General features: G+C 66.9%; 29 protein-coding genes. 19 read left to right on the top strand and 10 right to left on the bottom strand.

Annotated elements, in window-relative coordinates; translation table 11 throughout:
• Nucleotides 1-109: 109 nt before the first annotated feature.
• Both FGL98_RS18745 and FGL98_RS18740 read right to left on the bottom strand, forming a co-directional pair.
• Entirely contained in the window at nt 110-427 is a 318-nt protein-coding gene (locus FGL98_RS18745; protein WP_146319303.1) for a hypothetical protein, read from the bottom strand.
• Nucleotides 397-1,020 (bottom strand): MFS transporter, encoded by a 624-nt coding sequence (locus tag FGL98_RS18740; RefSeq protein ID WP_146319301.1) that lies wholly within the window; start codon nt 1,018-1,020, stop codon nt 397-399. Before FGL98_RS18740 ends, FGL98_RS18745 begins: the two co-directional genes overlap by 31 nt.
• A 114-nt stretch (nt 1,021-1,134) precedes the next feature.
• Between FGL98_RS18740 and FGL98_RS18735 the strand changes: the two genes are divergently transcribed.
• Both FGL98_RS18735 and FGL98_RS18730 read left to right on the top strand, forming a co-directional pair.
• Nucleotides 1,135-1,644, top strand: coding sequence for a MarR family winged helix-turn-helix transcriptional regulator (locus FGL98_RS18735; protein ID WP_146319299.1), 510 nt, complete (start codon nt 1,135-1,137; stop codon nt 1,642-1,644).
• A gap of 545 nt (nt 1,645-2,189) precedes the next feature.
• Nucleotides 2,190-2,849, top strand: coding sequence for a Type 1 glutamine amidotransferase-like domain-containing protein (locus FGL98_RS18730; RefSeq protein WP_146319297.1), 660 nt, complete (start codon nt 2,190-2,192; stop codon nt 2,847-2,849).
• Here the strand turns inward: FGL98_RS18730 and FGL98_RS18725 are convergent.
• Nucleotides 2,828-3,148, bottom strand: a complete 321-nt coding sequence (locus FGL98_RS18725; RefSeq protein ID WP_146319295.1) for a hypothetical protein — start codon at nt 3,146-3,148, stop codon at nt 2,828-2,830. The genes FGL98_RS18730 and FGL98_RS18725 overlap by 22 nt on opposite strands.
• Nucleotides 3,149-3,219: 71 nt before the next feature.
• Nucleotides 3,220-3,522, bottom strand: coding sequence for a hypothetical protein (locus FGL98_RS18720; RefSeq protein WP_146319293.1), 303 nt, complete (start codon nt 3,520-3,522; stop codon nt 3,220-3,222).
• 210 nt (nt 3,523-3,732) lie between these two features.
• On the opposite strand from FGL98_RS18720, the gene FGL98_RS18715 reads away from it, so the two are divergent.
• Nucleotides 3,733-4,176, top strand: coding sequence for a VOC family protein (locus FGL98_RS18715; RefSeq protein WP_342779987.1), 444 nt, complete (start codon nt 3,733-3,735; stop codon nt 4,174-4,176).
• A 234-nt stretch (nt 4,177-4,410) separates the two neighbouring features.
• Nucleotides 4,411-5,739 carry a hypothetical protein gene (locus FGL98_RS18710; RefSeq protein WP_146319289.1) on the top strand — a complete coding sequence of 443 codons (1,329 nt, stop codon included), beginning with the start codon at nt 4,411-4,413 and terminating at the stop codon, nt 5,737-5,739.
• A gap of 65 nt (nt 5,740-5,804) precedes the next feature.
• On the opposite strand, the gene FGL98_RS26805 is transcribed toward FGL98_RS18710, so the two are convergent.
• The 6 genes from FGL98_RS26805 to FGL98_RS18680 all read right to left on the bottom strand — a co-directional run bounded on the left by FGL98_RS26805 (nt 5,805) and on the right by FGL98_RS18680 (nt 9,446).
• Nucleotides 5,805-6,008 (bottom strand): type II toxin-antitoxin system RelE family toxin, encoded by a 204-nt coding sequence (locus FGL98_RS26805; RefSeq protein ID WP_281289195.1) that lies wholly within the window; start codon nt 6,006-6,008, stop codon nt 5,805-5,807.
• A gap of 30 nt (nt 6,009-6,038) precedes the next feature.
• Entirely contained in the window at nt 6,039-6,458 is a 420-nt protein-coding gene (locus FGL98_RS18700) for a nitroreductase/quinone reductase family protein (protein WP_146319287.1), read from the bottom strand.
• A complete protein-coding gene (locus FGL98_RS18695) occupies nt 6,406-6,777 on the bottom strand; it encodes a hypothetical protein (RefSeq protein WP_146319285.1) in 372 nt (123 codons plus the stop codon). Before FGL98_RS18695 ends, FGL98_RS18700 begins: the two co-directional genes overlap by 53 nt.
• A 193-nt stretch (nt 6,778-6,970) precedes the next feature.
• Nucleotides 6,971-7,150, bottom strand: coding sequence for a hypothetical protein (locus FGL98_RS18690; RefSeq protein WP_146319283.1), 180 nt, complete (start codon nt 7,148-7,150; stop codon nt 6,971-6,973).
• A 93-nt stretch (nt 7,151-7,243) separates the two neighbouring features.
• The gene (locus FGL98_RS18685) at nt 7,244-8,611 is read right to left on the bottom strand and encodes an alpha-L-fucosidase (protein ID WP_146319281.1); all 1,368 of its coding nucleotides are present in this window, start codon (nt 8,609-8,611) and stop codon (nt 7,244-7,246) included.
• 109 nt (nt 8,612-8,720) lie between these two features.
• Entirely contained in the window at nt 8,721-9,446 is a 726-nt protein-coding gene (locus FGL98_RS18680; protein WP_146319279.1) for a FadR/GntR family transcriptional regulator, read from the bottom strand.
• A 172-nt stretch (nt 9,447-9,618) separates the two neighbouring features.
• Here FGL98_RS18680 and FGL98_RS18675 point away from each other — a divergent pair, with 172 nt between their 5' ends.
• From FGL98_RS18675 to FGL98_RS18610, 15 genes are all read left to right on the top strand, one after another.
• Entirely contained in the window at nt 9,619-10,941 is a 1,323-nt protein-coding gene (locus FGL98_RS18675; RefSeq protein ID WP_146319277.1) for an enolase C-terminal domain-like protein, read from the top strand.
• A complete protein-coding gene (locus FGL98_RS18670) occupies nt 10,934-12,652 on the top strand; it encodes an extracellular solute-binding protein (RefSeq protein ID WP_222432256.1) in 1,719 nt (572 codons plus the stop codon). The genes FGL98_RS18675 and FGL98_RS18670 overlap by 8 nt, the downstream gene beginning before the upstream one ends.
• Nucleotides 12,628-13,116 carry an extracellular solute-binding protein gene (locus FGL98_RS18665; protein ID WP_146319273.1) on the top strand — a complete coding sequence of 163 codons (489 nt, stop codon included), beginning with the start codon at nt 12,628-12,630 and terminating at the stop codon, nt 13,114-13,116. Before FGL98_RS18670 ends, FGL98_RS18665 begins: the two co-directional genes overlap by 25 nt.
• A gap of 1 nt (nt 13,117) precedes the next feature.
• Nucleotides 13,118-14,065, top strand: coding sequence for a carbohydrate ABC transporter permease (locus tag FGL98_RS18660; protein ID WP_146319271.1), 948 nt, complete (start codon nt 13,118-13,120; stop codon nt 14,063-14,065).
• Between the two features lie 89 nt (nt 14,066-14,154).
• Nucleotides 14,155-14,748, top strand: coding sequence for a carbohydrate ABC transporter permease (locus tag FGL98_RS18655; protein ID WP_246136640.1), 594 nt, complete (start codon nt 14,155-14,157; stop codon nt 14,746-14,748).
• 75 nt (nt 14,749-14,823) lie between these two features.
• Nucleotides 14,824-14,964 (top strand): hypothetical protein, encoded by a 141-nt coding sequence (locus tag FGL98_RS26440; protein WP_246136639.1) that lies wholly within the window; start codon nt 14,824-14,826, stop codon nt 14,962-14,964.
• Nucleotides 14,961-16,349 carry a sulfatase family protein gene (locus tag FGL98_RS18650; protein ID WP_186526252.1) on the top strand — a complete coding sequence of 463 codons (1,389 nt, stop codon included), beginning with the start codon at nt 14,961-14,963 and terminating at the stop codon, nt 16,347-16,349. Before FGL98_RS26440 ends, FGL98_RS18650 begins: the two co-directional genes overlap by 4 nt.
• Nucleotides 16,349-17,698 carry a sulfatase family protein gene (locus FGL98_RS18645; RefSeq protein WP_146319269.1) on the top strand — a complete coding sequence of 450 codons (1,350 nt, stop codon included), beginning with the start codon at nt 16,349-16,351 and terminating at the stop codon, nt 17,696-17,698. Before FGL98_RS18650 ends, FGL98_RS18645 begins: the two co-directional genes overlap by 1 nt.
• The gene (locus FGL98_RS18640) at nt 17,685-18,719 is read left to right on the top strand and encodes a formylglycine-generating enzyme family protein (protein WP_246136638.1); all 1,035 of its coding nucleotides are present in this window, start codon (nt 17,685-17,687) and stop codon (nt 18,717-18,719) included. Before FGL98_RS18645 ends, FGL98_RS18640 begins: the two co-directional genes overlap by 14 nt.
• Before the next feature lie 95 nt (nt 18,720-18,814).
• A complete protein-coding gene (locus FGL98_RS18635) occupies nt 18,815-19,939 on the top strand; it encodes a Gfo/Idh/MocA family protein (protein WP_146319315.1) in 1,125 nt (374 codons plus the stop codon).
• A complete protein-coding gene (locus tag FGL98_RS18630; RefSeq protein WP_146319267.1) occupies nt 19,936-21,096 on the top strand; it encodes a dihydrodipicolinate synthase family protein in 1,161 nt (386 codons plus the stop codon). The genes FGL98_RS18635 and FGL98_RS18630 overlap by 4 nt, the downstream gene beginning before the upstream one ends.
• Nucleotides 21,093-21,923: a sugar phosphate isomerase/epimerase family protein gene (locus tag FGL98_RS18625; protein ID WP_146319265.1), complete on the top strand. Its 831-nt coding sequence runs from the start codon at nt 21,093-21,095 to the stop codon at nt 21,921-21,923. Before FGL98_RS18630 ends, FGL98_RS18625 begins: the two co-directional genes overlap by 4 nt.
• 2 nt (nt 21,924-21,925) lie before the next feature.
• Nucleotides 21,926-23,011, top strand: a complete 1,086-nt coding sequence (locus FGL98_RS18620; protein ID WP_146319263.1) for a glycerate kinase — start codon at nt 21,926-21,928, stop codon at nt 23,009-23,011.
• Nucleotides 23,012-23,044: 33 nt separating this feature from the next.
• Nucleotides 23,045-23,995 (top strand): SIS domain-containing protein, encoded by a 951-nt coding sequence (locus FGL98_RS18615; protein WP_246136637.1) that lies wholly within the window; start codon nt 23,045-23,047, stop codon nt 23,993-23,995.
• Nucleotides 23,995-24,903, top strand: coding sequence for an ROK family protein (locus FGL98_RS18610; RefSeq protein ID WP_146319261.1), 909 nt, complete (start codon nt 23,995-23,997; stop codon nt 24,901-24,903). Before FGL98_RS18615 ends, FGL98_RS18610 begins: the two co-directional genes overlap by 1 nt.
• The last annotated feature ends 5 nt before the right edge of the window (nt 24,904-24,908 follow it).

Raw genomic sequence — 24,908 nt, 5'->3', positions numbered from 1 at the left:
GGGATATTCACTACACGTATTATCTCAGGGTTGGGCTGTGAAGAGGTAACTCAACACACCCCAAAACACCGGAATGACAGGGAAATCTGAAGAACTCGGCCGACCTATGTCAGGAGATCAGGGTCTGTCGCCCGAAGCGAGCGGGCAGCACTTGCGCGGCGACCGCCGCGGCGAAGACGAGGAACGCCACGGAACCGGCCAAGGCGTGTGACGGGTGATGCAGCGGCCCGGACAGGAAGGTCGGGGCCAGGGACATGAAGAACGCGAGAGCCGCGAAGGCGATGAAGCCGCCGACGAGCGCGCCGATGAAGGACGCACGTCCCTCCGTCGGAGCCTTGATCTGCTGGGTGTGGTAGCGGGGCCGTTCGGCCGGCGCCAGGGTGCGGGTCTCGGGCGTCAGGGCGAGTCCGGCAGCGCCCGCTGCCATGAGAGCGAGAAACACGAGGTAGGGCACGGTGAGCGGCCTGGCGACCACTGCGCAAGGACACCGGCGACGAGTGGCCCGGCGCCGATCCCGCCGAGGTTGGTTGCCGCGCCGACGATCTCGGCGCGGCGGCCGGTTGCGCTGGGGCGGCGTGCGGCGTGCAGCTCGGTGATCCAGGCGGTCGCGGTCGCGGTGGTCGCGCCCACGGCGATGCCGCCGATGAAGCGAGCAACGATCAGGCCGGCGAGATCGCGCCAGACGAGGAACAGGACGGCGCTGAGCGCGGCGGTGAGCAGCGCTGGGATCATCACCCGACGGCGGCCGTACCAGTCCGAGACGTGCCCGACGGTCACCAGCGCGAGGATGACGCCCACGGCATACACGGCGTAGACGATCGTGATCGTCAGAGAGCCGAAACCGTCACGCGCGGCGTAGAGACCGTAGAGCGGTGTGGGAACCGCGGACAAGCCCATGATGACCGCGAACGTCGCCGCGACCGACCAGAAGCCGATGCCGTGCCTCCGCCCGGCCGGCTCGGATTGGGGTGGGCGGACAGCCGCATCGGGGCCGGCCACCGCCTTGGGAAAAGTAGACATGAGGAGCTCCTCGGGGTCTTGCCCGGACCAGGTGCTGCTCGGCGGGCATAAATGGTTGATTCCTCAACCATAGCTCAATTGGTTGAGTGGTCAACCATAAGCTAGTCTGGACGCATGCCGACCGAACCGAGATGGCTGAACCCCCGTGAAGACCGGGCCTGGCGGGCGTTCAAGCACGCCGGTCACCAGCTCGACGTGAGTCTCAGCCGCCACCTGCTCCAGGACTCCGGGCTCACGCAAGCCGACTATGAGGTCCTCGCCGTGCTCTCCGGGAACTCGATCGATCGCATGCCTGCGCGGGAGCTGTGCGCCGCACTGTCCTGGGAGAAGAGCCGGCTCTCCCATCAGATTCGCGGTATGCAGCAGCGCGGACTGATCGCTCGCGAGCCCAACCCCGACGATGCCCGCAGCGTCCTGATCTGCCTGCTACCGGCCGGCCGACGTGCCATCGAGGATGCAGCGCCCGCGCACGTAGAGCACGTGCGTCGGCAGTTCATCGACCTGTTCACCCCCGCCGAGCTCGACACCCTCGCCACTCTGGGCGAACGCGCTCTGCGCCACCTCGCCGACGAGCCCTTCGGAGAGGGACCCCTCGATCCGGACGAAACCCCAGCGCAGCGCTAACCCCAACGCGGCTTCCACCGCCCGGCCATTGCGTGCTTACCCGCCTCGCGAGGTCAGGGGTGCGTGGCGTCCAAGACGCTGACGTCCGCAGGCTCCGATCCGTCTGTGACTCCAGGATCAGCGTCGACATGGCCGACGAGCCGACCGTCAAGAACGACACTGAAACCTGGCTCTGCTTGCGATTCCTCAGCATTCGCGGCTGAATGATGACTCGCAGCTCGAGGCGCTCAACGAGTGGCGGACGCCCCCAGTAGTCACTCCGCGGCAACTCATCGACCGTTTCAACCCTTCCGGACAGACCTGTTCGACCGGGGCCCGTATGCCGATCCACATACGCTGCGCCGACATCGTCGTGGGCGTGCCATAGGGCACCTTGCGGGACGTCGACCGCGACGCCCGCGGACTGGGCGAAGATCGCCGCATCGGCCCCCGGTGATTGTTCCTCCTGCGGACAGCCTCTTCGAAGCTCACCGGTTGAGAGATCTGCCCTTCGATCAGGTCGGTTACAGTTGTCGGATTCGGGAAGGCGCGATCGCAGGAGAGACATGAAGCTTCTTCTCACCTCTGCCGGCATCAAGAACACGAGTATCGCCAACGCGCTCGTCGAGATGCTGGGCAAGCCCATCGCCGAGGCCAGCGCCCTGGTGATCCCCACGGCGGCTTACCCCGCAGGGGGTCCCGATGCCGCGTGGCGCATCGTCTCCGGGCACGCGATGAGTCCGCTGTGCGAGATCGGCTGGAAGTCTCTCGGCCTGCTCGAGCTCACAGCGCTCCCCAGCATCGACGCGGCGCAGTGGATCCCCATCGTCCGGGAAACCGACGCTCTTTTGGTAGGCGGTGGCGATCCGCTGTACCTGGCGCACTGGCTGCAGCAGTCCGGCGTGGCTGACGTCCTGCCTTCGCTACAGGACACGATGTGGGTCGGGGTGAGCGCCGGGAGCCTCGTGGCGGCGGCCCACCTAGGCCAGGACCTGAGTGAGTGGCAGGCGCCGGCGGGCAGCGTCGAGGCACTGGGGCTGGTCGACTTCAGTATCTTTCCGCACCTCGACAACCCGAACATGCCGGAGTTCGGCTTAGCCGAGGCGGAGCGCTGGGCCGCCGCGCTCGACGTGCCGGGCTACGCCATCGACGACCAGACCGCCATCACCGTCATCGACGGCGAGGTCGCTGTCGTCTCCGAGGGTCACTGGAAGCGCTTCGACTGACCAGTCCCGCTGATCTGCATCCTCAACTGGGAAGAGCCCGTGGGACGGTCGCGGAGATCCGAGCGCGGAGCCCAGATCTGCTGCTGGCCGTCGCCGCAGTCGACCATTTCGGGCCGCGTCACCTCGGCCAGGGTCGTGATCTTGATGTCGCGGGACCGGGTTGGGGCGCGGCTCGTTTGTGGTCGAAGGGTTTTCTCGAAGAGTGCCGCACTGAACCAGGGGCCCTCGAAGTCGCGGCGGCCGACATGCGTGTAGCCCTGGGACGTGTAGTAGTCGCACAGCACGGTGTTGGACTCCACGCAATCGAGACGAAGAAGGCTCAAGCCCTCCTGGCATGCCCGCGCCTCGGCCCATCGCAACAGGCTGGCACCTAGACCCGCGCCCGCTGGGCGCGCTGGACCATCAGTCCGTGCACGTACGCTGCGGCCTCAGAGTGGCCTGGCCACACGTCCTTGTCCTGCCGCAGGTAGCGCAGCGCGCCGGCCGGTCGCCACTGTGCTCCGATGACGTGCCATTCACCGGTGGCCACCTGAGCCTCGATGAAGGAGCGAGGGACCTCGCCATGTCCCCATTGCTGGACGCCTCGGCCCGCGAGCCACTCCTCGATCGACTGCCGCAGCGCATAAATGCCGTCGACACCCTCGACGCCAGCCCGACGCGGCACATCCTGCATGCACACATTGAATGCCAACTACGCGAAAGCCGTGTTCGCTGCCCGGATGTCGATCGATGCCGTCGACGCGCCTGGGGCTGTTCCGTATCGCCTACCCCTGCGGAACGGGAAGGCATCGTCCGCCGGTTGTGGCCGCGGTCTCGCCGGTGGCCGTTTCTCTATCGGAATGTCCCGATGCGGCGATGAGCGGAGCTCGCACCCTTATGTTGAGTGGTGACGCAATTAGCGAGGAGGCATTCCGTGCCTACTTTTCCTGCCCTTCTTCACACAGTAATCGAGGCACCCGACTGTCGAGCTGTGGCGGAGTTCTATCGCCTGCTTCTTGGGCTGCACTACCGAGAGGGGGAAGAGCCACCGCCCGAAGGCGCTCCCGATGACGCAGACTGGCTTGTTCTACTCGACCAAGACGGCAGCCGAGTGATGGCGATCCAGGAGAACACGCGCACCACCTGCCCGTCCTGGCCGTCGGAGGACGTACCGATGCAGATGCACATGGACTTCAAGGTTCCCACCGTCGAGGACCTGGAGCGGCATCGTGACCACGCCGAGGAGCTCGGCGCTCGTCTGCTGTACGACCGTTCCCAGGATGAGGGTGAACCGCTCTACGTGATGGCCGATCCGGCTGGTCATCCGTTCTGTCTGCTCGTCCAATAGGTCGGGCCACACTCGTCCAGCCGCTGTCGTGCCAGACGGGAAGGGATCGGCTTGTGACACACGAGCAGGTGGCCGGCGTCCCGTAGGGGACACGTTGTGGGGCGGTCTGGAACTTTTGGTGCGTGGTCGCGGGGTTACCTTGCTCGGCCGTGCGCGTCGTGCGGCATAGGCTTGCGGGTGGTCGCCTGCCGCCCGGGCCGGTCGTGCCCTGTCGCCTCATCGGTGGGTGTGGATATGCTCCGTTATTTTCGCCCAGATCGCATCGTCCGAAGTGCTGACCTGACCTGGCTGGTGGACGAGTCCTGGCCGGTAGCCGCGGCGATCGACGCCGACGGGTCGATGACACTGGTGGCGTGGCCCTGGCCGCAGACTCGGGTGGATCCCGAACGGGATCACGTCTCGGTGGCCGATGGTGTGGGCATCGTGGTCAGGGACGGCGAGCAGGTGGTGTGGGTGCGACGAGACGAGTGCACCATCGGTCGGATAGAGGCCACCCTGTGGCTGACCGCGGCCGACCCGACCACGGCGTGGTTTGTTGACCGGTCGTATGTCGACCCCGGGCATCCACCGGCAGCACCGCCACCGTTGCCGCTGGGCCGGATCGTCGCGGCCCACCGGGACGGCTCCCGGATTGAGATCCCTGCCGTTGCGCCGGTGAATGCTCTCGCGACCCGGCACGGCCAGGTGTGGGTGATGATCGCGAAACCACCCGTCGCCCATCCCGGCGGTCAGGGGTCGTGGGACTTTGAGTACCCGACCTCGGTGCTGCGCGCCGAGCGCTCCACGCTACTCACCGATGGCTTGACGGCGGCAGTCCCAGGGCCGGCCATCGACTTCGAGGCTGAGGACCTGCCCCACGCGTGGACCTGGTTGGAAGATGACCCCGAGACGGTCCTGCGGTACGGGGTACGCGCGAACGGACTGGTCTGGTGGGCGGGTGCACCAGCTGCTGGCGACTACATCAACCGCCGCGCCCTGGCCATTGGTCATGATCCCGTCACGGGTCGACCGGTGGTGCCGGTCGACCTCGGCCTTGGCCTGGTCAGTGAGGTGCGCACCATTGGTGATGAGCTGTGGCTCACCGTGCAGCGTCGGCGCCCACTTCCCGCTTCTGCTGACCATGGCGTAGACGTGCTCGCCGTATCGGCGGACAACATCGTGCGCACGGTGCAGTCGGCCGACTCGATCGACATCTCCCACTTCGCGCCTCCTTTGAACCAGCCACCACACGAGGAGATTCGCGAGCAGATCGATCGGGTTCGTCGCATGTTCGACCATCTCGACGGCTACTGGAGCAGCGAGGACGGTGCGACCTCCCCGCTGAGCGCCGGGCTCACGGATCCTTCGGTGACCGTCGAGGGTGACTGGCCCCAAACCCGGGTGATCGTGACCTTCCGGCATCGGCGTCGCCCCGGATTGCTGCTACGCCGCACGCTGCCGGTCTTCGACGATGAGGGCTTACCCGTCGATCACGAATACGCCGGGATCTACCTGATGGAAGATCTGGACACTGACCAGGTCGCACCCGCCGCTGACGCCATTGATGGTGTCCTGGACACCTAACCAGCGACCAAGCCCAGCCCACCATTCCCGAGCCGGGCCCGAGGTCAGCATCCGACCAAGGTTCGTCAGCGATTGCCGCGATAGGCGTCGCGCCGATGCGCAACGTCGACGACCGTCACCGTCGTGTGGGTGTCATTGATCCGGTAGATCACGCTGTAGGTACCGCGCCGGGCGCTGTGACGGTCGGCCAGCGGTGCGTGTAGGCGCTTCCCGACACGGTGAGGATTGTCGAGAAGACGGCCACGTCGCCTGTGTGGCGTGCTCTGTATGCCGGGTCTTATCGCAACGAGACGGACGGCTCAGCGGACGGTCTTGCCCACCGGGATCAGTTCGACCAGCGGAATCTGACGCGACGTGCTCGCCTGGTGCTGCACATAGAGCGAGATCTGCGCGACCACCTGATCCCACACCTCGGCTCGACGCTCCGGCGGGATGACGCGGGCTCGGGCCTCGTACCGGCCGCCCGTGCCGGGCTCCACGCTCACCCGCGGGTCGGCGACCAGGTTTCGGTACCAGTCCGGGTGGCGAGGTGCCCCGGAGTTGGACGCGACCACGACCACCGTGCCGCCCACGGTGGTGAACATCATCGGCGTGGTGTGCTCTCGGCCGGTCCGACGCCCACGGGTGGTCAGCAGCAGCATCTGCTCCCGCGGCATCCGCATCGATTCACCGCCTCGAAACTGCTCGATCACATGGTGGTTCATCGCCGACATGTCCATACTTCGAGTATCCGCCCCTGGGCGGGCCGGCCTGACGAGGGCAGGGCGTGAGGTGGGGCCGGAGCCCGTTGAGGATCAGGTCGGTGATCGCGGTGGTCACGTCGGCCTGGCTGATGCGGTGCTCGTGCGGCAGGTCGTGCACGCTGTAGAGGAGCCGGTTGATCAGGATGGCCGGCGCCGCGCTTGCCGCCGGCCGGAAGGGCCCGGTCCGTCGCGGCCGTCTCGGCGCCACCGAGTGCGCACCGGCTTCGGCGAGAGCGACGGCGGTGCGGTGGTCGGTGCCGGCGACATGGGCCCCTGCTCGCGGACGTAGCGGCACAGCTCGGGTCGCTCATGGTGCGTGCAACCCTGGGGCGGCAAGGTCGTCCACGCCGCAAGGTGTGCCAGGATCACAGTCGTCTCTGCCGCCCAGCCGCCAGCCACCCAGCCGCTCAGCTCGTATCGAAACCTCGTGACACGTCGGGTCGTGGCTCGACGCCCGGGTTGTGGGCGGAGTTCTCCCCTTGGGAGGGTCAGGCGGTTTGCGCGTGGTCCGGTGGTGCTCCGGGCCGGTGGGTCAGTGGGTCATCCGGGGGTAGCGGTTGGGTCGGCATCCGCCCGGGGACCAGGTCCCACACGACCTCGGTGTCGCCGATCTCCCCCGCCTCGCTTCGCTCCGTGCGGGCGGTACCCCCATTCCCGGGAAGGTGCATCCGCGGTCTCGTTTCACGATCGCAGCTCGAGGGCGCTCAACGACTGGCAAACGCCCCCTGCATGGCGCCGTGCGTCGGTGTCTTGCGCGGCAGCTACGCCACCGGAATAGTGATGATCGCAGGCCCGTCTCCATGCTCGAGCATGGTCACCTCAAGCGCACCGTCTCGGACTGCAGCAGTTGCCGCAGGCCCGATCACCGGCGGTCGCACCGCCGCTCGTCCCAGGTCGAAGCCCATGTGAGGAACGGCCAAGGGTGTCGTCCCGAGATGGTCCACCAGTGCAATCAGGTGCCTCGGAGTGCGCAGCCATCGAACCCATGGGTCGTCGGAGGGCTCAACCTGATGCTGCGTTGCCGAACCGCCATCGACAAGCAGCTCTTTGGCAACCTGCATCCACCGTCCGAGGCCCCGCAACGCCTCCTGCTGCAGCTGGGGGATCGCTCCTTCGGCGGTCGGACCGATGTTGAGCAGAAGCCGGCCATTGCGAGAGACGATGTCTCCCAGGAGCCGGGCCAGCGCGCGACCGTTCAGGTACTGGTCCGCGCCCTCGATCTGGTTGTATCCGAAGGACAGGCCGATCCCGCGACAGTGCTCCCAGTTGGCCACGGACTCGGACTCACCGCGGGCCTCGTACTCGCTGGTGCGGAAGTCGCAGTGCGTCTGACCCCAGCGATCGTTGATCACGCCATCCGGGTTTCGCCGGTAGTAGTCGGTGAGGAACTCGTGCAACGAGCCCGGTCCGGTCCGCTTGCCGGCATCGGGCCAGTTGATGTCGTTCCACAACACGTCCGGCTCGAACCGTTCGACCAGATCGCGCAGGTGGGCCAGGGCATACATGTTGTACGCATTGTCGTTGGGGCGGAATTCGCTCTCGGGGAAGTCGGCGCCCTCGGGCGGGAAGATGCTCCAGTCCAGGCCTCCAGAGTAGTAGACCCCGAAGCGCAGCCCCGCGGCACGGGTTGCGGTGGCAATCTCGCCGATGAGGTCCCGACGCGGGCCTCTGTGCACGGTGTTGCGCGTGCCGGTGCCCGGCGCATCCCAGAGGGCAACGCCGTCGTGGTGCTTGGTGGTGGGGATGACGACATCGGCGCCGGCCTGTGCGAACAGCTCGAGCCAGGCGGCCGGGTCGAACTGGTCGACGGTCCACTGGTCCAAGAACGCGTCATACGGCGCGTCACCATAGACCTCCTGGTGATGCAGGGCCGTCGGGCTGCCCGGGATGCGCATGGTGTTGCCGTACCACTCGGCATACGGGCAGTGCGTAAATTTGTCGACTCCCTGCAGTGTCCCGTGAGCGCCGCCGGGCTGCGCCCAGGCGGGCACCGAGTAGGCACCCCAGTGGATGAAGATGCCCAGCTTGGCCCGTGGGTGCCAGGCCGGAGTGGGTCGATTGAGGGATTCCCACACCTGCGCAGATGCCGGCGCGATGGTCGCGAAGGGGCGCTCGCTCGGGTCGTCCATGAATGGCTCCTGGAGATTGAGAAATGCGCTCGCCCGGATGGCGCGGCGTACACAGCGGGAGAAGACTCAAGCAACTAAACATACGATGTTTATTCGACCTCCGAGGCGGTCAAGGCATCTCGGCCGGCTCAATCGCCGACCTGGTCGACTCGGCGCGGGCAACAGTCTCCCGGATCCAGGTCTCGACGCTCTTGACGTGCATCAGCGCGGCGGCCTCGGCAGTTCGCGCGTCGTGCGAGGCGATGGCGTCGGCTATTGCCGCATGCTCGGTGATCGTCTGTTCGCGCGCATCCTGGTCGATCATCCCGCGCCACACGCGGGTCCTGGTGGTGATGGTTGAGATGCCCTGCAGGATCGTGGCGAGGACAGAGTTGCCGCACGACGAGGCGATCGAGTAGTGAAAGTTCGCATCGTGGCGGACCAGTTCTTCGACGTCTTGCGACTGTCTCATGAGGGCGAGATGCAGCCGCATGTCGTGGATCTGCGGCTCGGTCACCTTCTCCGCGGCCAGTGCCGTCACCACCGGCTCGATCAGCCGGCGTGCCTCGATCAGCTCCACCAGTGAGGTGTCGCCCATCATCTCGACGGCGGGACCCAGCCCGGAGAGCAGGACTTCGGGGGTGAGCGAGGTGACAAAGGTGCCGTTTCCCCGGCGCACGTCCAGAGCTCCCGCGGCAACGAGCACGCGCACTGCCTCCCGCAAGGAACCGCGAGAGACGCCGAGCTGCGCGCTGAGCTCGGCCTCCGCGGGCAGTCGTTGGCCGGGCTGCAGCCGGCCAGAGATGATCAGGTCCCGCAAGCTGTTGGTCGCAGCATCGGTCAAGGGAGCGGCCATGCGGGACTCACACCCCTCTCGTCGGCCCGGATCCCTTGTGGGCACCCGGCACGGATCTGCACATGAGACATCCAACCACTAGTCTAGACATCAGATGTTTAGAAGGCTAGAGTTGCCGCTGTACCGGCACCGACCGTCCTGGCCCACCTCTCCACCGCATTCGGAGTTCACCATGTCCTCAGACCCGACTCGGGCACGCATCGTCGCCGTCGACGCCATGGACGTTCGGTTTCCGACGTCCGAGTCCCTCGATGGGTCCGATGCGATGAACAAGGACCCGGACTACTCGGCCGCCTACGTGACGCTACGCACCGATGACGCTGCCGGACCCCAGGGACAGGCACTCGTCTTCACCACCGGCCGCGGCAACGACGTGCAGACCAGGGCCATTGCGGCACTTGCGCCCTATGTGGTGGGCCGCACCGTGGACGAGATCTGTGATGACCTCGGCGGGTTCTCCCGCGATCTGGTCAATGATCCGCAGCTGCGCTGGCTCGGCCCGGAGAAGGGCGTCATGCACATGGCGATCGGGGGCGTCATCAATGCGGCATGGGACCTGGCAGCCAAGCGGGCAAATCAGCCGGTCTGGCTGTTCCTCGCGAGTATGACGCCCGAGCAGCTGGTTGACCTGGTGGACTTCCGCTACCTCAGTGACGCACTCACTCGGGATGAGGCGCTCGATATCCTGCGTCGCGCCGAACCTGGGCGCTCGGCTCGGATTGGGGAGCTTTTGGACTCCGGCTATCCGGCCTATACGACATCCCCGGGCTGGCTGGGATACTCGGACGAGAAGATGGTTCGACTGGCGAAAGAGGCTGTGGCCGAAGGATTTACGCAGATCAAGCTCAAGGTTGGCGGTGACATCGCAGACGACGTGCGGCGCATTTCGTTGGTCAGGGAAACGCTGGGGGAGCAGATCCGTATCGCCCTGGATGCCAACCAGAAGTGGGATGTCGCCGAGGCCATCGAGGCGATGAGGGCCGTTGCCCCGTATAACCCGTACTGGATCGAGGAGCCCACGTCGCCGGACGACATCCTCGCGCATGCCGTGATTCGTCGCGCGATCCATCCGATCAAGGTCGCCACCGGCGAACACGTGGCGAACCGAGTGGTGTTCAAACAGCTGCTCCAGGCCGGGTCGGTGGATGTCATCCAGATCGACTCTGCGCGGGTGGGTGGCATCAACGAGAATCTCGCGAACCTGCTGCTGGCGGCGAAGTTCCAGGTGCCGGTGTGCCCACACGCCGGGGGAGTCGGCCTGTGCGAGATGGTGCAGCACCTGTCCATGTTCGACTTTGTCGCCGTCTCCGGCACCATGGACGGCCGAGCGATCGAGTTCGTCGACCATCTGCACGAACACTTCGTCAACCCGGTGGTCATCGAGAACGGGCGATACCTGGCTCCACGCGCGCCCGGGCTCGCCGCAGACATCCTGTCGGACACACTGAAGGCCTACCTCTACCCGACGGGTCATGTGTGGAGCGAGCGTGCCTGACACAGAACGCGCGGCCGGCCCGGGCAGAACCTACGTGGTCGACGCGCACCACCATCTGTGGGACCCGTCCGCGCTGCGGCACGCCTGGCTCGACAACGCCGAGCTCGCGCCGCTACGGCGCCGATTCGACCTTGCCGACTATCGCTCTGCTGCCGCCCGCGGTGTCGGCGGACTTCCGGTAGGTTCCACGGTCCTGGTGCAGGCACTTGCGTCGGAGGCCGAGACGAGAACGCTCCTCGAGGTGGCGGCCAAGGATGCGCTCGTCGGCGCCGTCGTCGGCTGGGTTGATCTGGACGCCGCCGACGTCTCCGAGCAGCTGGCCGGCCTTCGGTCCGCTCCGGGAGGTGAACGGCTTCGAGGGATCCGCCACCTCGTGCAGGACGAGAGCGATCCGGACTGGTTGCTGCGACCGCGCGTGCTGTCAAACCTGCGCCGGGTCCAGGAGGCCGGGTTGGCCTTCGACGTGCTGGTTCGCCCGCAGCAGCTGCGTTCGGCCGCTGCCCTTGCCGAGAAGCTGCCCGGTCTGCCATTGGTCCTCGACCACGCCGGAAAGCCCGACCTGACAGGCGATCCCACGTCGCGACCCGACAAGTTATCTTCCTGGGCCTCCCGGCTGCACTCACTCGCGACCCACCAGCAGGTGACCTGCAAGCTGTCCGGGCTGGTGACCGAGGCCGACTGGACGGGCTGGAGCCTGGCGGATCTGGTGCCCGCGTTCGACGTCCTGCTGGACGCGTTCGGGCCGAGCCGGATGATGTTCGGCTCGGACTGGCCCGTATGCGAGCTGGCTGCGCCCTGGGGGCGCTGGGCCGAGACAGTCGGCGACCTCATCGATGCGCTGACGCCCGGCGAGCAGGCCGACATCCTCGGATCCGCGGCCACCGCGCTCAGCCTCGCCGTCGGCGTGGCTGCGTGCTCCAGTGGTGGAAGTTCCGCGAGTGGGTCAGGGGGCGCGAGCGCATCAGGTGGTGGTAAGTCCTTCACCTACTGGTCGATGTGGAAGCAGGGTGAACCAGGGCAGAAGGTCCTGGCCGCCGCGATCAAGGACTTCGAGAAGAAGACCGGCGACACGGTCAACGTGCAGTGGGTGGGCCGCCAGAACATGCAGAAGCTGACGCCGGCCCTCAACACCGGCAACGTGCCGGACCTGGTCGATGGGCCGGTCAGCAAGGCCAACCCGACCCTGGTCGCGACGAGCCAGGCGCTCGGACTGAAGGCGGCCTGGGCCGACAAGACCGCAGACGGCGGGACCGTCAGCAGTGTCATCCCGGCGAAGTACCTCAAGAGCATCGACATCAACCTGCCCGATGGGCAGCCGTATATGGTGCCCTACAACATCCAGACCGACGGCGTCTGGTTCAACGCGGCGAAGTACCCCGAGCTGAAGACCAACCCGCCGAAGACGTGGGCCCAGTTCACCGCTCTCCTGGCGAAGTTCAAGTCACAGGGAGTCGCCCCGATTGCCGCCGACGGCAACGTCCCGGGCTACAACGCCTACTGGCTCGAGCTGCTGATGATGAGAGCTGGCGGACCGGGCATCTTGAAGAAGACCGCCTCCGACAAGACCGGACAGGCCTGGAAGAACCCGATTGTGCTCAAGGCGGCCGAGCAGGTCGCGCAGATGGTCAAGAACGGCGACATCATCAAGGGGTACTCAGCATCTCAGTTCCCCTACCAGGAGCAGCAGTGGGCCAACACAAGGCCGGTCTGATCCTGATGGGCTCCTGGCTGCCGAGCGAGGCATCAGCGTTCGCGGCCAAGGGCATGGTGTACGACTCGTTCCCGTTCCCCACGGTCGGGGGCAGCGGTAACGACGCAGCCCGGGTCGACTTCAGCGGCTTCGAGATCCCCAAGCAGGCCAAGAATGCGAAGGTCGCGGAGCAGTTCGCTGCATTCTTCCTGAGCAAGAAGTACCAGACGATGTGGGCGAAGGACGCGCAACTCATCCCCGTGCGTTCCGACGTGCCGGTGGGTGGGTCGCTCGCCAATGTGGTCAAGGATCTGACGACGGCGACAACGTTCCGCTCGCAGGACGGTGGGATCCTCTACCCGGGATACACCACGAAGGTTCTCGACCCGATCGACGACCAGCTGTTCTTCGGCAAGATCACGCCGCAGCAGTTCGTGACCCAGATGGTGGCCGCGCAGAAGAACTACTGGGCGAGCCAGGGCTGACATGAGCGTCGCACAGTCCACGCGGGCTGGATCCTCGACCACCGTGAAGGGTGGTCGAGGGTCGCCGGCCCGCAGGCGCGGCCGGATGTTCATCCCGTTCGTCGGGCCGGCTCTGGCCTTCTACACCGTGCTGTTCATCGTGCCTACGGTCATCGCGGTGTGGATCAGTCTGCACAAGTGGGCCGGCTCGGGCCCCATGCAGTGGCGCGGGCTCAGCAACTACGTGGCGCTCTACCACGACACGCTCTTCCGTCGCTCTCTGCTCAACACCCTTGAGCTGCTCGTCATCGTCGGCGTCGTGATGTTCATCCTGAGCTTCGTCATGTCCCTCGTGCTTCGGGACATGGCCGGCAAGAAGATCGCACGAGCCGTGATCTTTTTTCCGCACATGATCAACGCGCTCGTTTTCGGCGCGGTCATCGGGTTCATGTTCAACCCCGGTGGCCTGGTCAACTCGCTCCTGCAAGCGATCGGGGTCAACAGCCCCCCGCAGTGGCTTTCCCCGGACAACCTGTTCCCGCTGATCATGGCCGCCATGCTCTTCATCACGACCGGGTACTACACCACGATCCTGATGGCGGGCGTCGACCGGATCCCGCCGTACTTCTACGAGGACTGCGCCATGGCCGGAGCCAATGCCTGGCAGCGGCTCCGCTACGTGATTATCCCGCTCACCTGGGACGTCTTCGGGGTCTGTGCGGTGCTGTGGACGATCTCGTCGATCAAGATCTTTGAGATCATCTGGATCTTCGGCGGAAGCAATGGCGTCGGTCAGCCTCCCACGCAGTCCTGGACCACCGCGGTCTACACCTATGCCACTGCGTTCGGGGGCCAGTCCATCCCGGCCTACGGCGCCGGCACTGCCGCCGCAGTCGTCTCCCTGATCCTGGTTGCAGTACTCGTCGTGCTGCTCCGGCGGGCCATGCGACGCGACGTCATCGAGTTCTAGAGGAGGAAGGGATCATGTCACGTGTTTCTGCTTTACCGCGCCTGAAGCGCAGCAAACCCGCTCCGCTGGGCGGCAGGGGTCCGTTGCGGATGATTGGGATCATCCTGCTGTGGTTGTTCGTGGCGGTGAATATTGCGCTACTTCTCTGGGTCATTTTGCAGGCGTTCAGGGACACCCGGTCGATCCTGAACCACCCGCTCGGCTGGCCGCACTCCTGGGCAGTGACCAACTTCATCGAGGCCTGGAATGTTGCGGGATTCGGACGCGCCGCGATCAACAGCATCGGGGTAACCGCCGTCGCGTCCGTCCTGACGGTCGCTCTCGCCGCTCCGGCGGCCTACCACCTGAGCCGTCACGAGTCGCGATTGACCGGGGGGATCACGATGTACTTCATCCTCGGGCTGGGCATTCCGGCGCAGATCATCATCATTCCGCTGTTTGTCATGCTGGCCAAAGTAGGCCTGACGAACAGCCTCATCGGCCTGGTTATCGTCTACATCGGCGTCGGAATGCCGTTCACCGTCTTCCTGCTGACCGCCTTCTTCAGATCGCTACCCAGCGAACTGGAAGAGGCCGCTGCACTCGACGGTGCCTCACCGGTGTCCACGTTCATCCGGGTCATGCTCCCGGTGGCACGCGGCGGCCTGGTCACCGCGCTGGTGCTCCAGATCATCGCCAACTGAAACGAGACGCTGATCGCCCTGACGCTGCTTCAGTCCACCGACAAGAACACGTTGCCGCTGGCGCTCATCTCGTTCGTGCAGCAGCAGACATACAGCGGTGCCAACTGGGGCGGGCTCTTCGCCGGTTTGTGCATTGTCATTCTGCCGATGCTTCTGGTCTACCTGTGGCTCGGCCGCAGGCTGACCGAGGGCCTCACCCTCGGTGTCGGCAAGTGAGCCGGCCAAACCTCTTGGTGGTCCTCGCGGACCAGTTCCGCGCATCGGCGCTGGGGTGTCTGGGACAGGACCCCACCCACACCCCGGCGCTGGACCGGCTGGCAGCCGAGGCACGGGTGCTCACGAATGCAGTGAGCACCCACCCGGTGTGCAGTCCGGCCCGGGCAATGATGATGACCGGACTGTACCCTTCGTTGAATGGCGTTCCACTCAACGTGAACTCGTCCAGGGTCGAGGAGGGAGTCGGACTGCGTACTGACGTGCGCTGTTGGAGCGATGTCCTCGCGGACGAGGGTTACCGGCTCGGCTACATCGGCAAGTGGCACCTGACCCCGCCGACCGCAGACGATGAGCTGTATGGCGAGGGGCGCCGCGACGATGGCAAGGTCTGGGATGCCTGGACCCCTCCGCAGGAACGCCACGGATTCGACTTCTGGCACTCGCACGGCTGCTGCGACCAGCACCTCGAACCGCACTACTGGACGACCGATGCCCCTCGCGAGTCTCCCCTTCAGGTCCGGCAGTGGTCCGCGGAGCACGAGACCGACGTGGCCATCGACTACCTCAAGGCCGCTGACGTCAACGACCGCCCGTTCGCGCTGATGCTCTCGCTGAACCCGCCGCACCAACCGTTCGACGAGCTGCCCGAGGGTTATCTGCCGCGGTACGCCGACCGAACTCCCGAGGAGCTGCTTCGCCGCCCGAATGTCGACCTGACGAGCGAGACCGGCCGCGAGGCAGCGCAGATCGCGGCGAAGTACTTCGCCGCGGTCACGGCTATCGACGACCAGATCGGTCGGCTGCTGCATGAGCTCGACGAGCTCGGACTGGCCGATGACACGATCGTGGTCTTCACCTCCGACCACGGGATGCAGTTGGGCAGCCACGACCTGATGTACAAGGGCGTGCCCTTCGAGGAGTCCATTCGGGTTCCCTTCCTGGTGCGTTGGCCCGGCCACGTGGCCCCCGGAAGCGACGACCTGCTGCTCAGCTTGGTCGATGTGTCCCCAACGCTGCTCGGTCTGCTGGGTGTTGTGGACCAAATTCCGGATGAGGTTCAGGGCACTGACTGTTCGGCTGCGTTGCTTGGTGAGCCGGATGCGCCACGGCCGGCTGCGGCGCTCTATCACGGCCCTCCTTACGCTCCCGGAGATCCTGACGTGCGCGGCCTGCGCACCCACACGCACAAGGTGGTCGTCGGGTTCCGTCAAGGTCAAGCGTTGGACGTGCGACTCTTCGATCTGCGCAGCGATCCCTATGAGATGTCAGACGTCTCCGCCGATCAGTCGGAGTCCAGAACGCAGCTGCTGACGGCCCTGGCCGATGCCTTGGAGGCTATCGAGGATCCCTGGCCGGGCCTGGAACTGTTGCGCAACGCGGGATAATGGTGCTGGAGAGCAAGCGACCCAATCTGTTGATCCTGATGGCGGATCAGCACTCGGCTCACCTGCTCTCCTGCGCCGGTGCGACACATGTCAGCACGCCCTGCCTCGACGCCTTGGCGGCCGCAGGGACCCGATTCACGCGCGCTTACACCACGTTCCCGTTGTGCGTGCCCGCTCGAGCCAGCATGGTGACAGGTCGCTGTCCGCATCAGCTCGGCATACACGGCAACAAGGCCGCGGGCGAGGAGCCAGGTCGCCTCCGGCAGTCTCTGGGTCAACTGCTGCGCGACCGCGGTTACGACACCGCTTACGCGGGCAAGTGGCACGCACTGCAGCCCTCTGTTTCGGCAGCTGACGGCTTCGAGGTGGTGGCGCCGTTCGGTGACCGCGGGCTCGCTGCGGCTGCGTCCGACTGGCTACGGGGACGGGCCGAGCAGGAGCGGCCATTTGCCCTGATCGTCTCCTTCGACGACCCGCACTCCATCTGCGAGTACGCCCGCAACCAGCCCATGCCCTACGGTCAGGTGGACTGTCCGACAGACGCCCGTGACCTGCCTCCGCTGCCTGCGAATCATGGACGGGCTGCGTATGAACCGCAGGCCCTGCGGGCTGAGCAGGCGCGAGCGGAGGCCACCTATGGCACCTCGCGCTTTGGCCCGGACGACTGGCGGCGCTATCGGCATGTCTACGCCCGGCTGATCGAGCGCACCGATGCGGCCGTCGGTGAGGTCCTTGATGCTCTTGAGATCGCGGGACGCTCCGACGACACGGTAGTCGTCTATACCAGCGACCACGGAGACGGCGACGCATCACATGAATGGAACCAGAAGACAGCGCTCTTCGAGGAGACCTGCCGGGTACCGCTGATCGTTCGTGACCCACGCGGGAGCACCGGTCGGCCCACCACGTCGGCCCTCGTCAGCGTGGGGCTGGATCTGTTGCCGACTGCACTGGCCGTCGCGCAGGGGGGTGCGCCCACCGCCGATGGCCTGGACCTGCTCGAGGTGGCCCGCAGCGCGGTCGGCCACGACCAGGTCGTGGTTGAGACGCACTTCGCCCGGTCGGCCGGGAGCGGGACCAGCGGACGTGCCGTGGTCTGCGCGCGCTACAAGTACGTCGTCTACGGCTGGGGCGCCCACCGTGAGCAGCTTTTCGACCTGCAGGCCGACCCCGGAGAACTGCGCAACCTCGCGGCCGAGTCGGTGTTTGATCCGCTGCTGGAGCAGATGCGTCACCGTATGCTGGACTGGTGTTTGGACACGCGCGACACCACGTTTCTCAAGCGACTGGCGCTCCCGGCCGACGCCCCATCCGAGGTGCATCAGGAGATCTTCGATGTTCCCTACTGACCCGGTCCACGACAACCTGGGGATCGTCCCAGTGATGGGTTCGTGTTGCGCACCGCCTGGCCATGGTGGGAAGCGAGAAGTGTCGGCCTCGGGCCGGATCGAGCGGCGCCCGGACCCGACCAGAGGGCAGACGCCTACCGCAGCATTGCAGACGCCGGCTGTCGCTGCCGAGTCCCTGATCAGACTTCCCGGTGGAACCTTCGCGATGGGCACGGCCGACCGCGATGCGAACCGCGGTGACGGCGAGGGGCCGGTGCGCGAGGTCGAGCTGCCTCCCTTCCGCATCGGTGCGAGTCAGGTCACTAATCGCGAGTTCGATCAGTTCGTGTCACTGACCGGATATCGCACGGGTGCAGAGCGATTCGGCTGGTCCTTCGTCTTTGCGTCGTTCCTTCCAGCCGCGCTGCGTCGTGGAGCGCAGCGTCCGGATGCAGCACCCTGGTGGTGCCGCGTCGACGGTGCGACGTGGCGCGCCCCCGAAGGTCCGGGCAGCGACGTGGCGACGCGGGCCGACCATCCGGCCGTGCATGTCGACCACGGTGACGCACTGGCCTACTGTGCGTGGGCCGGTCTGCGGCTGCCCACCGAGGCCGAGTGGGAGTATGCCGCTCGTGGCGGACTGCACCAGGCGCGCTACCCGTGGGGTGACGAGCTGGCTCCGGGCGGGCAGCATCGCTGCAACATCTGGCGCGGTCGGTTCCCCACCCGCAACACCGCAGAGGACGGATTCGCCGGAACCTGTCCGGTGGAGGCATTTCCGCCCAACGGCTTCGGGATCTTCGGCACCTCGGGAAACGTGTGGGAGTGGTGTGCCGACTGGTGGTCGGTCGAGCACGGTTCGGGTAAGCGCTCATTGCACAACCCGGCAGGGCCTGCCGCAGGGCAGAGCCGGGTGATGCGCGGTGGGTCGTATCTGTGCCACGACTCCTACTGCAACCGTTACCGTGTCGCGGCGCGAACGAGCAACGACCCGGACTCCAGCAGTGGCAACGTCGGATTTCGCTGTGCAGCTGATGGATAAGAAGTAGTTGTCGTTTGTGCGGGACGTCTCTATGCTGTCCGGTAAGCGCTTTCCCAATTCAAGGAGCAGACGTGGCACGTCGCATTGGCATCATCATGAATGGCATCACCGGTCGAATGGGCTACCGGCAGCATCTGGTGCGGTCCATCCTGGCGATCCGGGACGAGGGCGGCGTCGAGCTCGCGGACGGCTCGCGGCTCCAGGTCGACCCCATCCTGGTCGGTCGCAACCTCGACCGGGTTCGTGAGATTGCCGAGCGGCACGGCGTCGAGCGATACACCACCAACCTCGCCGAGGCGCTGGCCAACCCGGACGACCGGATCTACTTCGATGCTCAGCTGACGACCGTGCGAGAGCAGTCGATCCTCGACGCGATCGCCGCCGGAAAGGACGTCTACACCGAGAAGCCGATCTCGGAGAGTCTGGAAGGCTCCCTGCGCCTGGCCAAGGCCGCAGCCGAAGCGGGCATCAAGGACGGCGTGGTGCACGACAAGCTCTACCTGCCGGGTCTGCTGAAGCTGAAGAGGCTCATCGACGGTGGCTTCTTCGGTCGCATCCTCTCGGTTCGCGGCGAGTTCGGCTACTGGGTCTTCGAGGGTGACTGGCAGGCAGCACAGCGGCCGAGCTGGAACTATCGCAAGGAAGACGGCGGCGGCATGGCGACGGACATGTTCTGCCACTGGAACTATGTGATGGAGAACCTCTTCGGCAGTGTTCAGGCCGTGACGGCCAAGACCGTCACTCACATCCCGCAGCGGTGGGACGAGCGCGGGGAGGCCTACCAGGCGACCGCCGACGATGCGGCATACGGCATCTTCGAGCTCGAAGGCGACGTGATCGCCGCGATCAACTCCTCCTGGGCAACCCGGGTCCACCGCGACGAGCTGGTCGAGTTCCACGTGGACGGCACAGAGGGCAGCGCGGTCGCCGGCCTGCACCGCTGCGTGGTCCAGCACCGCTCGGAGACTCCCAAGCCGGTCTGGAACCCCGACCTGGTCGAAGCGACTCCATTCCGGGCGCAGTGGCACGAGGTGCCCGACAACGGATCCTTCGACAACGGCTTCAAGGCGCAGTGGGAGCAGTACCTGCGTTTTGTCGTAGGCGAGGGAAACCATCCGTACGACTTCATGGCGGGCGCCCGCGGCGTGCGGCTGGCCGAGGCCGGGCTGCAGTCCTCGCTTGAGGGCCGCCGGATCGAGCTGAAAGAGATCCACGCATGACCTCGATCGACCTGCCACTGCCGGGCGGCGGGTGGGAATCGCGCACGCTGCAGGAGCCGCGCACCTGGCCGACCTCCACGACGCCCATCTCATCCCGCATCGCCTTCGGTGCGGCGCACGTCGTGGCCGACCCGCTCGGGGAGAACGTCCCCGGGGCACCGGCCCAGGTCGACTGGGACTCGACCCTCGCCTTCCGCCGGCATCTGTTCAGCCACGGTCTCGGAGTTGCCGAGGCCATGGACACCGCCCAGCGCGGCATGGGGCTCGACTGGGCCACCACGCAGGAGCTGATCAAGCGCTCGGCGGCCCAGGCCACGGAGTGCGGCGCGCGGATCGCCTCCGGCGCAGGAACCGACCAGCTGCCTGCGCAGGTCGAGACGCTCGACCAGGTCACCCGCGCCTACCTGGAGCAGCTCGAGGTGGTCGAGTCCGCCGGATCGCAGGCCATCGTGATGGCGAGCCGCCAGCTCGCGCAGGTGGCGACCGGACCGGACGACTACCGCACGGTCTACGACACGGTGCTGCGCCAGGTCAACCGTCCGGTGATCCTGCACTGGCTGGGCACCGCATTCGACCCCTCGCTCGAGGGCTACTGGGGCTCGTCCGACGTGGACGTGGCGACAGCACGGTTCCTCGAGCTCATCCGAGATCACGCCGACCGGGTCGACGGGGTCAAGGTGTCGCTGCTGGACGCCGACCACGAGAAGGGTCTGCGCGCGGCCCTGCCGGCAACGGTGCGCCTTTACACCGGTGACGACTTCAACTATCCCGAGCTCATCAAGGGCGACGGCGGGCACCACTCGGACGCCCTGCTGGGGATCTTCGCGGCGATCGCACCGGCTGCCGGAATGGCGCTGCGTGCCCTGGACGCGGGGGACGAGGCGGCCTACGACGCGGCGTTCGAGCCGACGCTCCCGTTGGCGCGGCATGTGTTCAAGGCGCCCACGTTCTACTACAAGACGGGAATCGCGTTCCTGTCGTGGCTCTGCGGTCACCAACCCGGCTTCACCATGGTGGGTGGGCTGCAGAGCGCCCGCAGCATCGTCGACCTCGCCCACACGCTGCGGCTGGCCGACGACGCCGGACTCATCCCCGACCCAGACCTCGCCGTTCGCCGGATGGAGACCCTTCTCGAGACTGCTGGGGTCACCCGATGAGCGATCTCAGCCGGTTGTCCCTCAACCAGAAGACGACGAACCGCTGGTCTCTGCCCGAAGCGATCGACGGCTGCGTGCGTGCCGGTCTCAGCTCGATCGGCGTGTGGCGAGAGCCCTTGGCCGAGATCGGTCTGGACACCGCGAAGCGGCTGATCGACGACGCGGGCCTTCGGGTGTCTTCACTCTGCCGTGGCGGCTTCCTCACCGCCACGGACAACTCCGAGTTCGACGCCGCGATCGCCGACAACATCGAGGCCATCAAGGAGGCCGCCGCGCTCGGGACCACCTGCCTCGTCATGGTGGTAGGCGGCCTGCCGGAAGGTTCCCGTGACCTGCCCGGTGCTCGGGCACGGGTGTCGGACGGCATTGCCCGACTGGCCCCCGTCGCCGGCGACCACGGCGTGCAGCTGGCGCTCGAACCGATGCACCCCATCTTCACAGCCGACCGCGGTGTGCTCGCCACCCTGGGGGAGGCCCTCGACATCGCGGAGCAGTACCCCGCGGAGCAGGTGGGGGTCGTCGTCGACTCCTTCCATGTCTGGTGGGACCCGCAGCTGGAGTCGCAGGTGGCACGGGCCGCGGGACGCATCTCCAGCTTCCAGGTCTGCGACTGGATCACCCCGCTGCCGGCCGACTCCCTGCTGTCACGTGGAATGATGGGCGATGGGCACATCGACTTCCGCCACCATCTCGACCTGGTCACCGCGGCCGGCTACACCGGTGACATCGAGGTGGAGATCTTCAACGCCGACGTCTGGGCGGCCGACCCCGACCAGGTCCTCGCGACGATGAAGCAGCGCTACCTCGACGTGGTCGTGGGGGTCTAGGAGTGCGGGTCCTCGTCGCGCCGGACTCGTTCAAGGGCTCGGCTTCTGCGGTGCAGGTCGCCGGCTGGATCCGACAGGGATGGTTGGACGCCAGACCGGAGGACACCGTCGTCGTGCTTCCACTCGCGGATGGCGGCGAGGGAACGATCGACGCGATCCGCGGTGCGACAACGGAATCCAGCATCCAGCAGGCGACTGTCGATGGTCCGGGCGGGCTCGGCCCTGCGCCGTGGCTGCTGCTCCAGGACGGCACCGCCGTCGTCGAGCTCGCGGCCTGCTGCGGTCTGCCCATGTGGCCGGCACCCGATCCGCTGGGTGCGCACACGTATGCCCTCGGCCAGGTGTTGCGTGCCGCGGCGGCAACTCCCGAGGTGCGCCGGCTTGTCGTGGCCCTCGGCGGGTCGGCGAGCACGGACGGGGGAAGCGGTGCGCTGCAGGCGCTCGGTGCCCGGATCACGAGTGCAGACGGTCGGCCACTGCCCTTGGGTGGCGGCGCGCTCGAACACGTCGCTGCGGTCGACCTGACCCCGCTGGTGGCACCTCCGAGCGGAGGAGTCGACCTACTCGTCGACGTCGATGCCCCGCTGCTCGGACCGCACGGTGCAGCGGCACAGTTCGGACCTCAAAAGGGCGCTGCCCCGGCCGACGTCCAGCTGCTGGATCAGGCTCTTGCGCGGTTCGCGGACGTGATCGGCGCCGACGGCGCGAGCGCCGGTGCCGGGGCCGCCGGCGGCACGGCATACGGGCTGTCGACGGCGTGGGGAGCCCGCCTGCAACCGGGCTCGTCGACCGTTGCCGATCTGGTCGGCTTCGGGGACGCCGTCGAGCGGGCCGACCTGGTCATCACCGGTGAGGGGTGCCTCGATGAGCAGAGTCTGCGCGGAAAGGTCGTAGGCTATGTCGCCGAGCAGGCAGGAAACGCGGGCAAGGACGTGTGGGCCTGCGTCGGACGGGCCGATGCACGGCCAACGGCGTTGGCACGCATCTGCGAGCTGGTCGAGCTCGCGGACAGTCCGGCAGGTGCGCTCGCGCAACCCCAGGTGTGGTTGCGGCAGGCCGGTCGACAGCTGGCCGGTGCTGTGCAGTGACGCACGGATGAATGAATTGACCAGATACCAGGCATGAACAAGCATCAAGAGGAGATCGTCATGGCGTTCAACCCGAGCAGCCACCTGCAGGCAGAGGTCAGCAGCGAACCCGACAGCTGGGCCGCGGTGATTGCGCGCCTTCCCGAGCTCGCGCCCCTGCTTCCCGCCGCCGGAGCCCGTGTCGCGGTGGTCGGATGCGGCACGTCGTTCTACATGGCCCAGTCTTACGCGGCGCTGCGGGAGCGGGCCGGCCAGGGCGAGACCGATGCCTTTGCCGCGAGCGAGTACCCGCACGGTCGGGGTTACGACGCGCTGTTGGCGATCAGCCGGTCCGGCACGACGACCGAGGTCATCGAGCTCATCAAGGACGCGAAGTCCCAGGGCGTCAAGACGATTGCCGTTGTTGCCACCGAGGGGACGCCGATCACCGAGCTGGCCGATCAGGTCGTGCTGCTGCCCGAGGTCGACGAGCAGTCCGTGGTGCAGACCCGGTTCGCCACCTCCACGCTGGCCCTGCTGCGCGCCTCGCTCGGTGAGGACCTCACCGGCGCGATCGCCGATGCGCGCGCCGTCCTTGCGGAGGACGAGGCCAGTGCTCTGGCGGGCGTCGCGGACGCCGAGCAGGTCACCTTCGTGGGTCGGGGCTGGACTGTCGGCCTGGCGACCGAGGCCGGCCTGAAGCTGCGCGAGTCGGCGCAGTTCTGGACCGAGTCGTACCCGGCCATGGAGTACCGCCACGGCCCGGTCAGCATCGCGACCACGGGGCGCGCCGTCTGGGCGATGGGTGAGGTCCCCGAGGGGCTCGAGCAGCAGGTTGCCGCGACCGGTGCACACTTCGTGTCCCGGGACATCGACCCGCTCGCCGACCTGGTGCGTGTGCATCGGCTGTGCCTCTACAAGGCCCGCACGCTCGACCTGGACCCCGACAACCCGCGTCACCTGACCCGCTCGGTCATTCTGCAGACCAGCGCCGACCAGGCCTGATGAGGCAGTCACCGGCCGCGGTCGTCGCGGCCGTCGATGTCGGTGGCACGCGGATCAAGGCGTCCCTCGTCGACCGGAGCTACACCGTCGTCACCCAGACGACGGTGGCCACTCCCGCGAACATCCGGGAGGACATCGGTCAGGTCGTGACGTCGACGGTGCGGTCACTGCTCGCCGACGCGCCGGCGGCGAGTCTTGCCGGAGTGGGGGTGGTCGTGCCGGGGCTGGTCGACGAGGCGGGCGGCATCGGCCGACTGTCGGTCAACCTCGGGTGGCGCGACCTGCCCATCCGCGACGCCGTGGCCCAAGGGGTTGACGTGCCAGTGGTTCTCGGGCATGACGTGCGGGCCGGTCTGCTGGCCGAGTCGCGACTCGGCGCGGCGCGGGGCCACGCCAATGTCTTGTTCATGCCGCTCGGCACCGGCATCGCCGGAGCGCTCATGCTCGACGGGGTCGTGATCGCCGCGGATGGATGGGCGGGCGAGCTCGGCCATGTGGTGATCGACCCAGACGGGCCGGTGTGTCCCTGCGGCCAGCGAGGATGCCTCGAAGTGCTCGGTTCGGCGTCGGCCGTGGAACGCGCCTACGCGGCTGCGACGGGACAAAGCGCGTCGGCGGAGGAGGTCGCCCACCGGACCGAGGCCGGGGACCCGGTAGCCGGTGAGGTCTGGAATGCGGCGGTTGCGGCGCTCGGTCGCGGCATCGTTGCGACGGTGACCCTGACCGGTGTCGACCGCGTCGTGGTCGGAGGCGGCCTCGCGCAGAGCGGAGAGGTCCTGCTCGCACCCCTGCGCGCCGACGTGATGGCGCGACTCACCTTCCAGCGACCGCCGCAGATCGTGCCGGCCGCCTTGGGCGATCGCGCCGGATCGCTGGGCGCGGCCTGCCTCGTCTGGGACGCGCTGTGATCGTC

The organism is Leekyejoonella antrihumi, assembly GCF_007845645.1.
In the GTDB taxonomy this organism is placed as follows: domain Bacteria; phylum Actinomycetota; class Actinomycetes; order Actinomycetales; family Dermatophilaceae; genus Leekyejoonella; species Leekyejoonella antrihumi.
The sequence above is the reverse complement of the archived record's forward strand: the minus strand, read 5'-3'. Positions and strand labels throughout refer to the sequence as shown.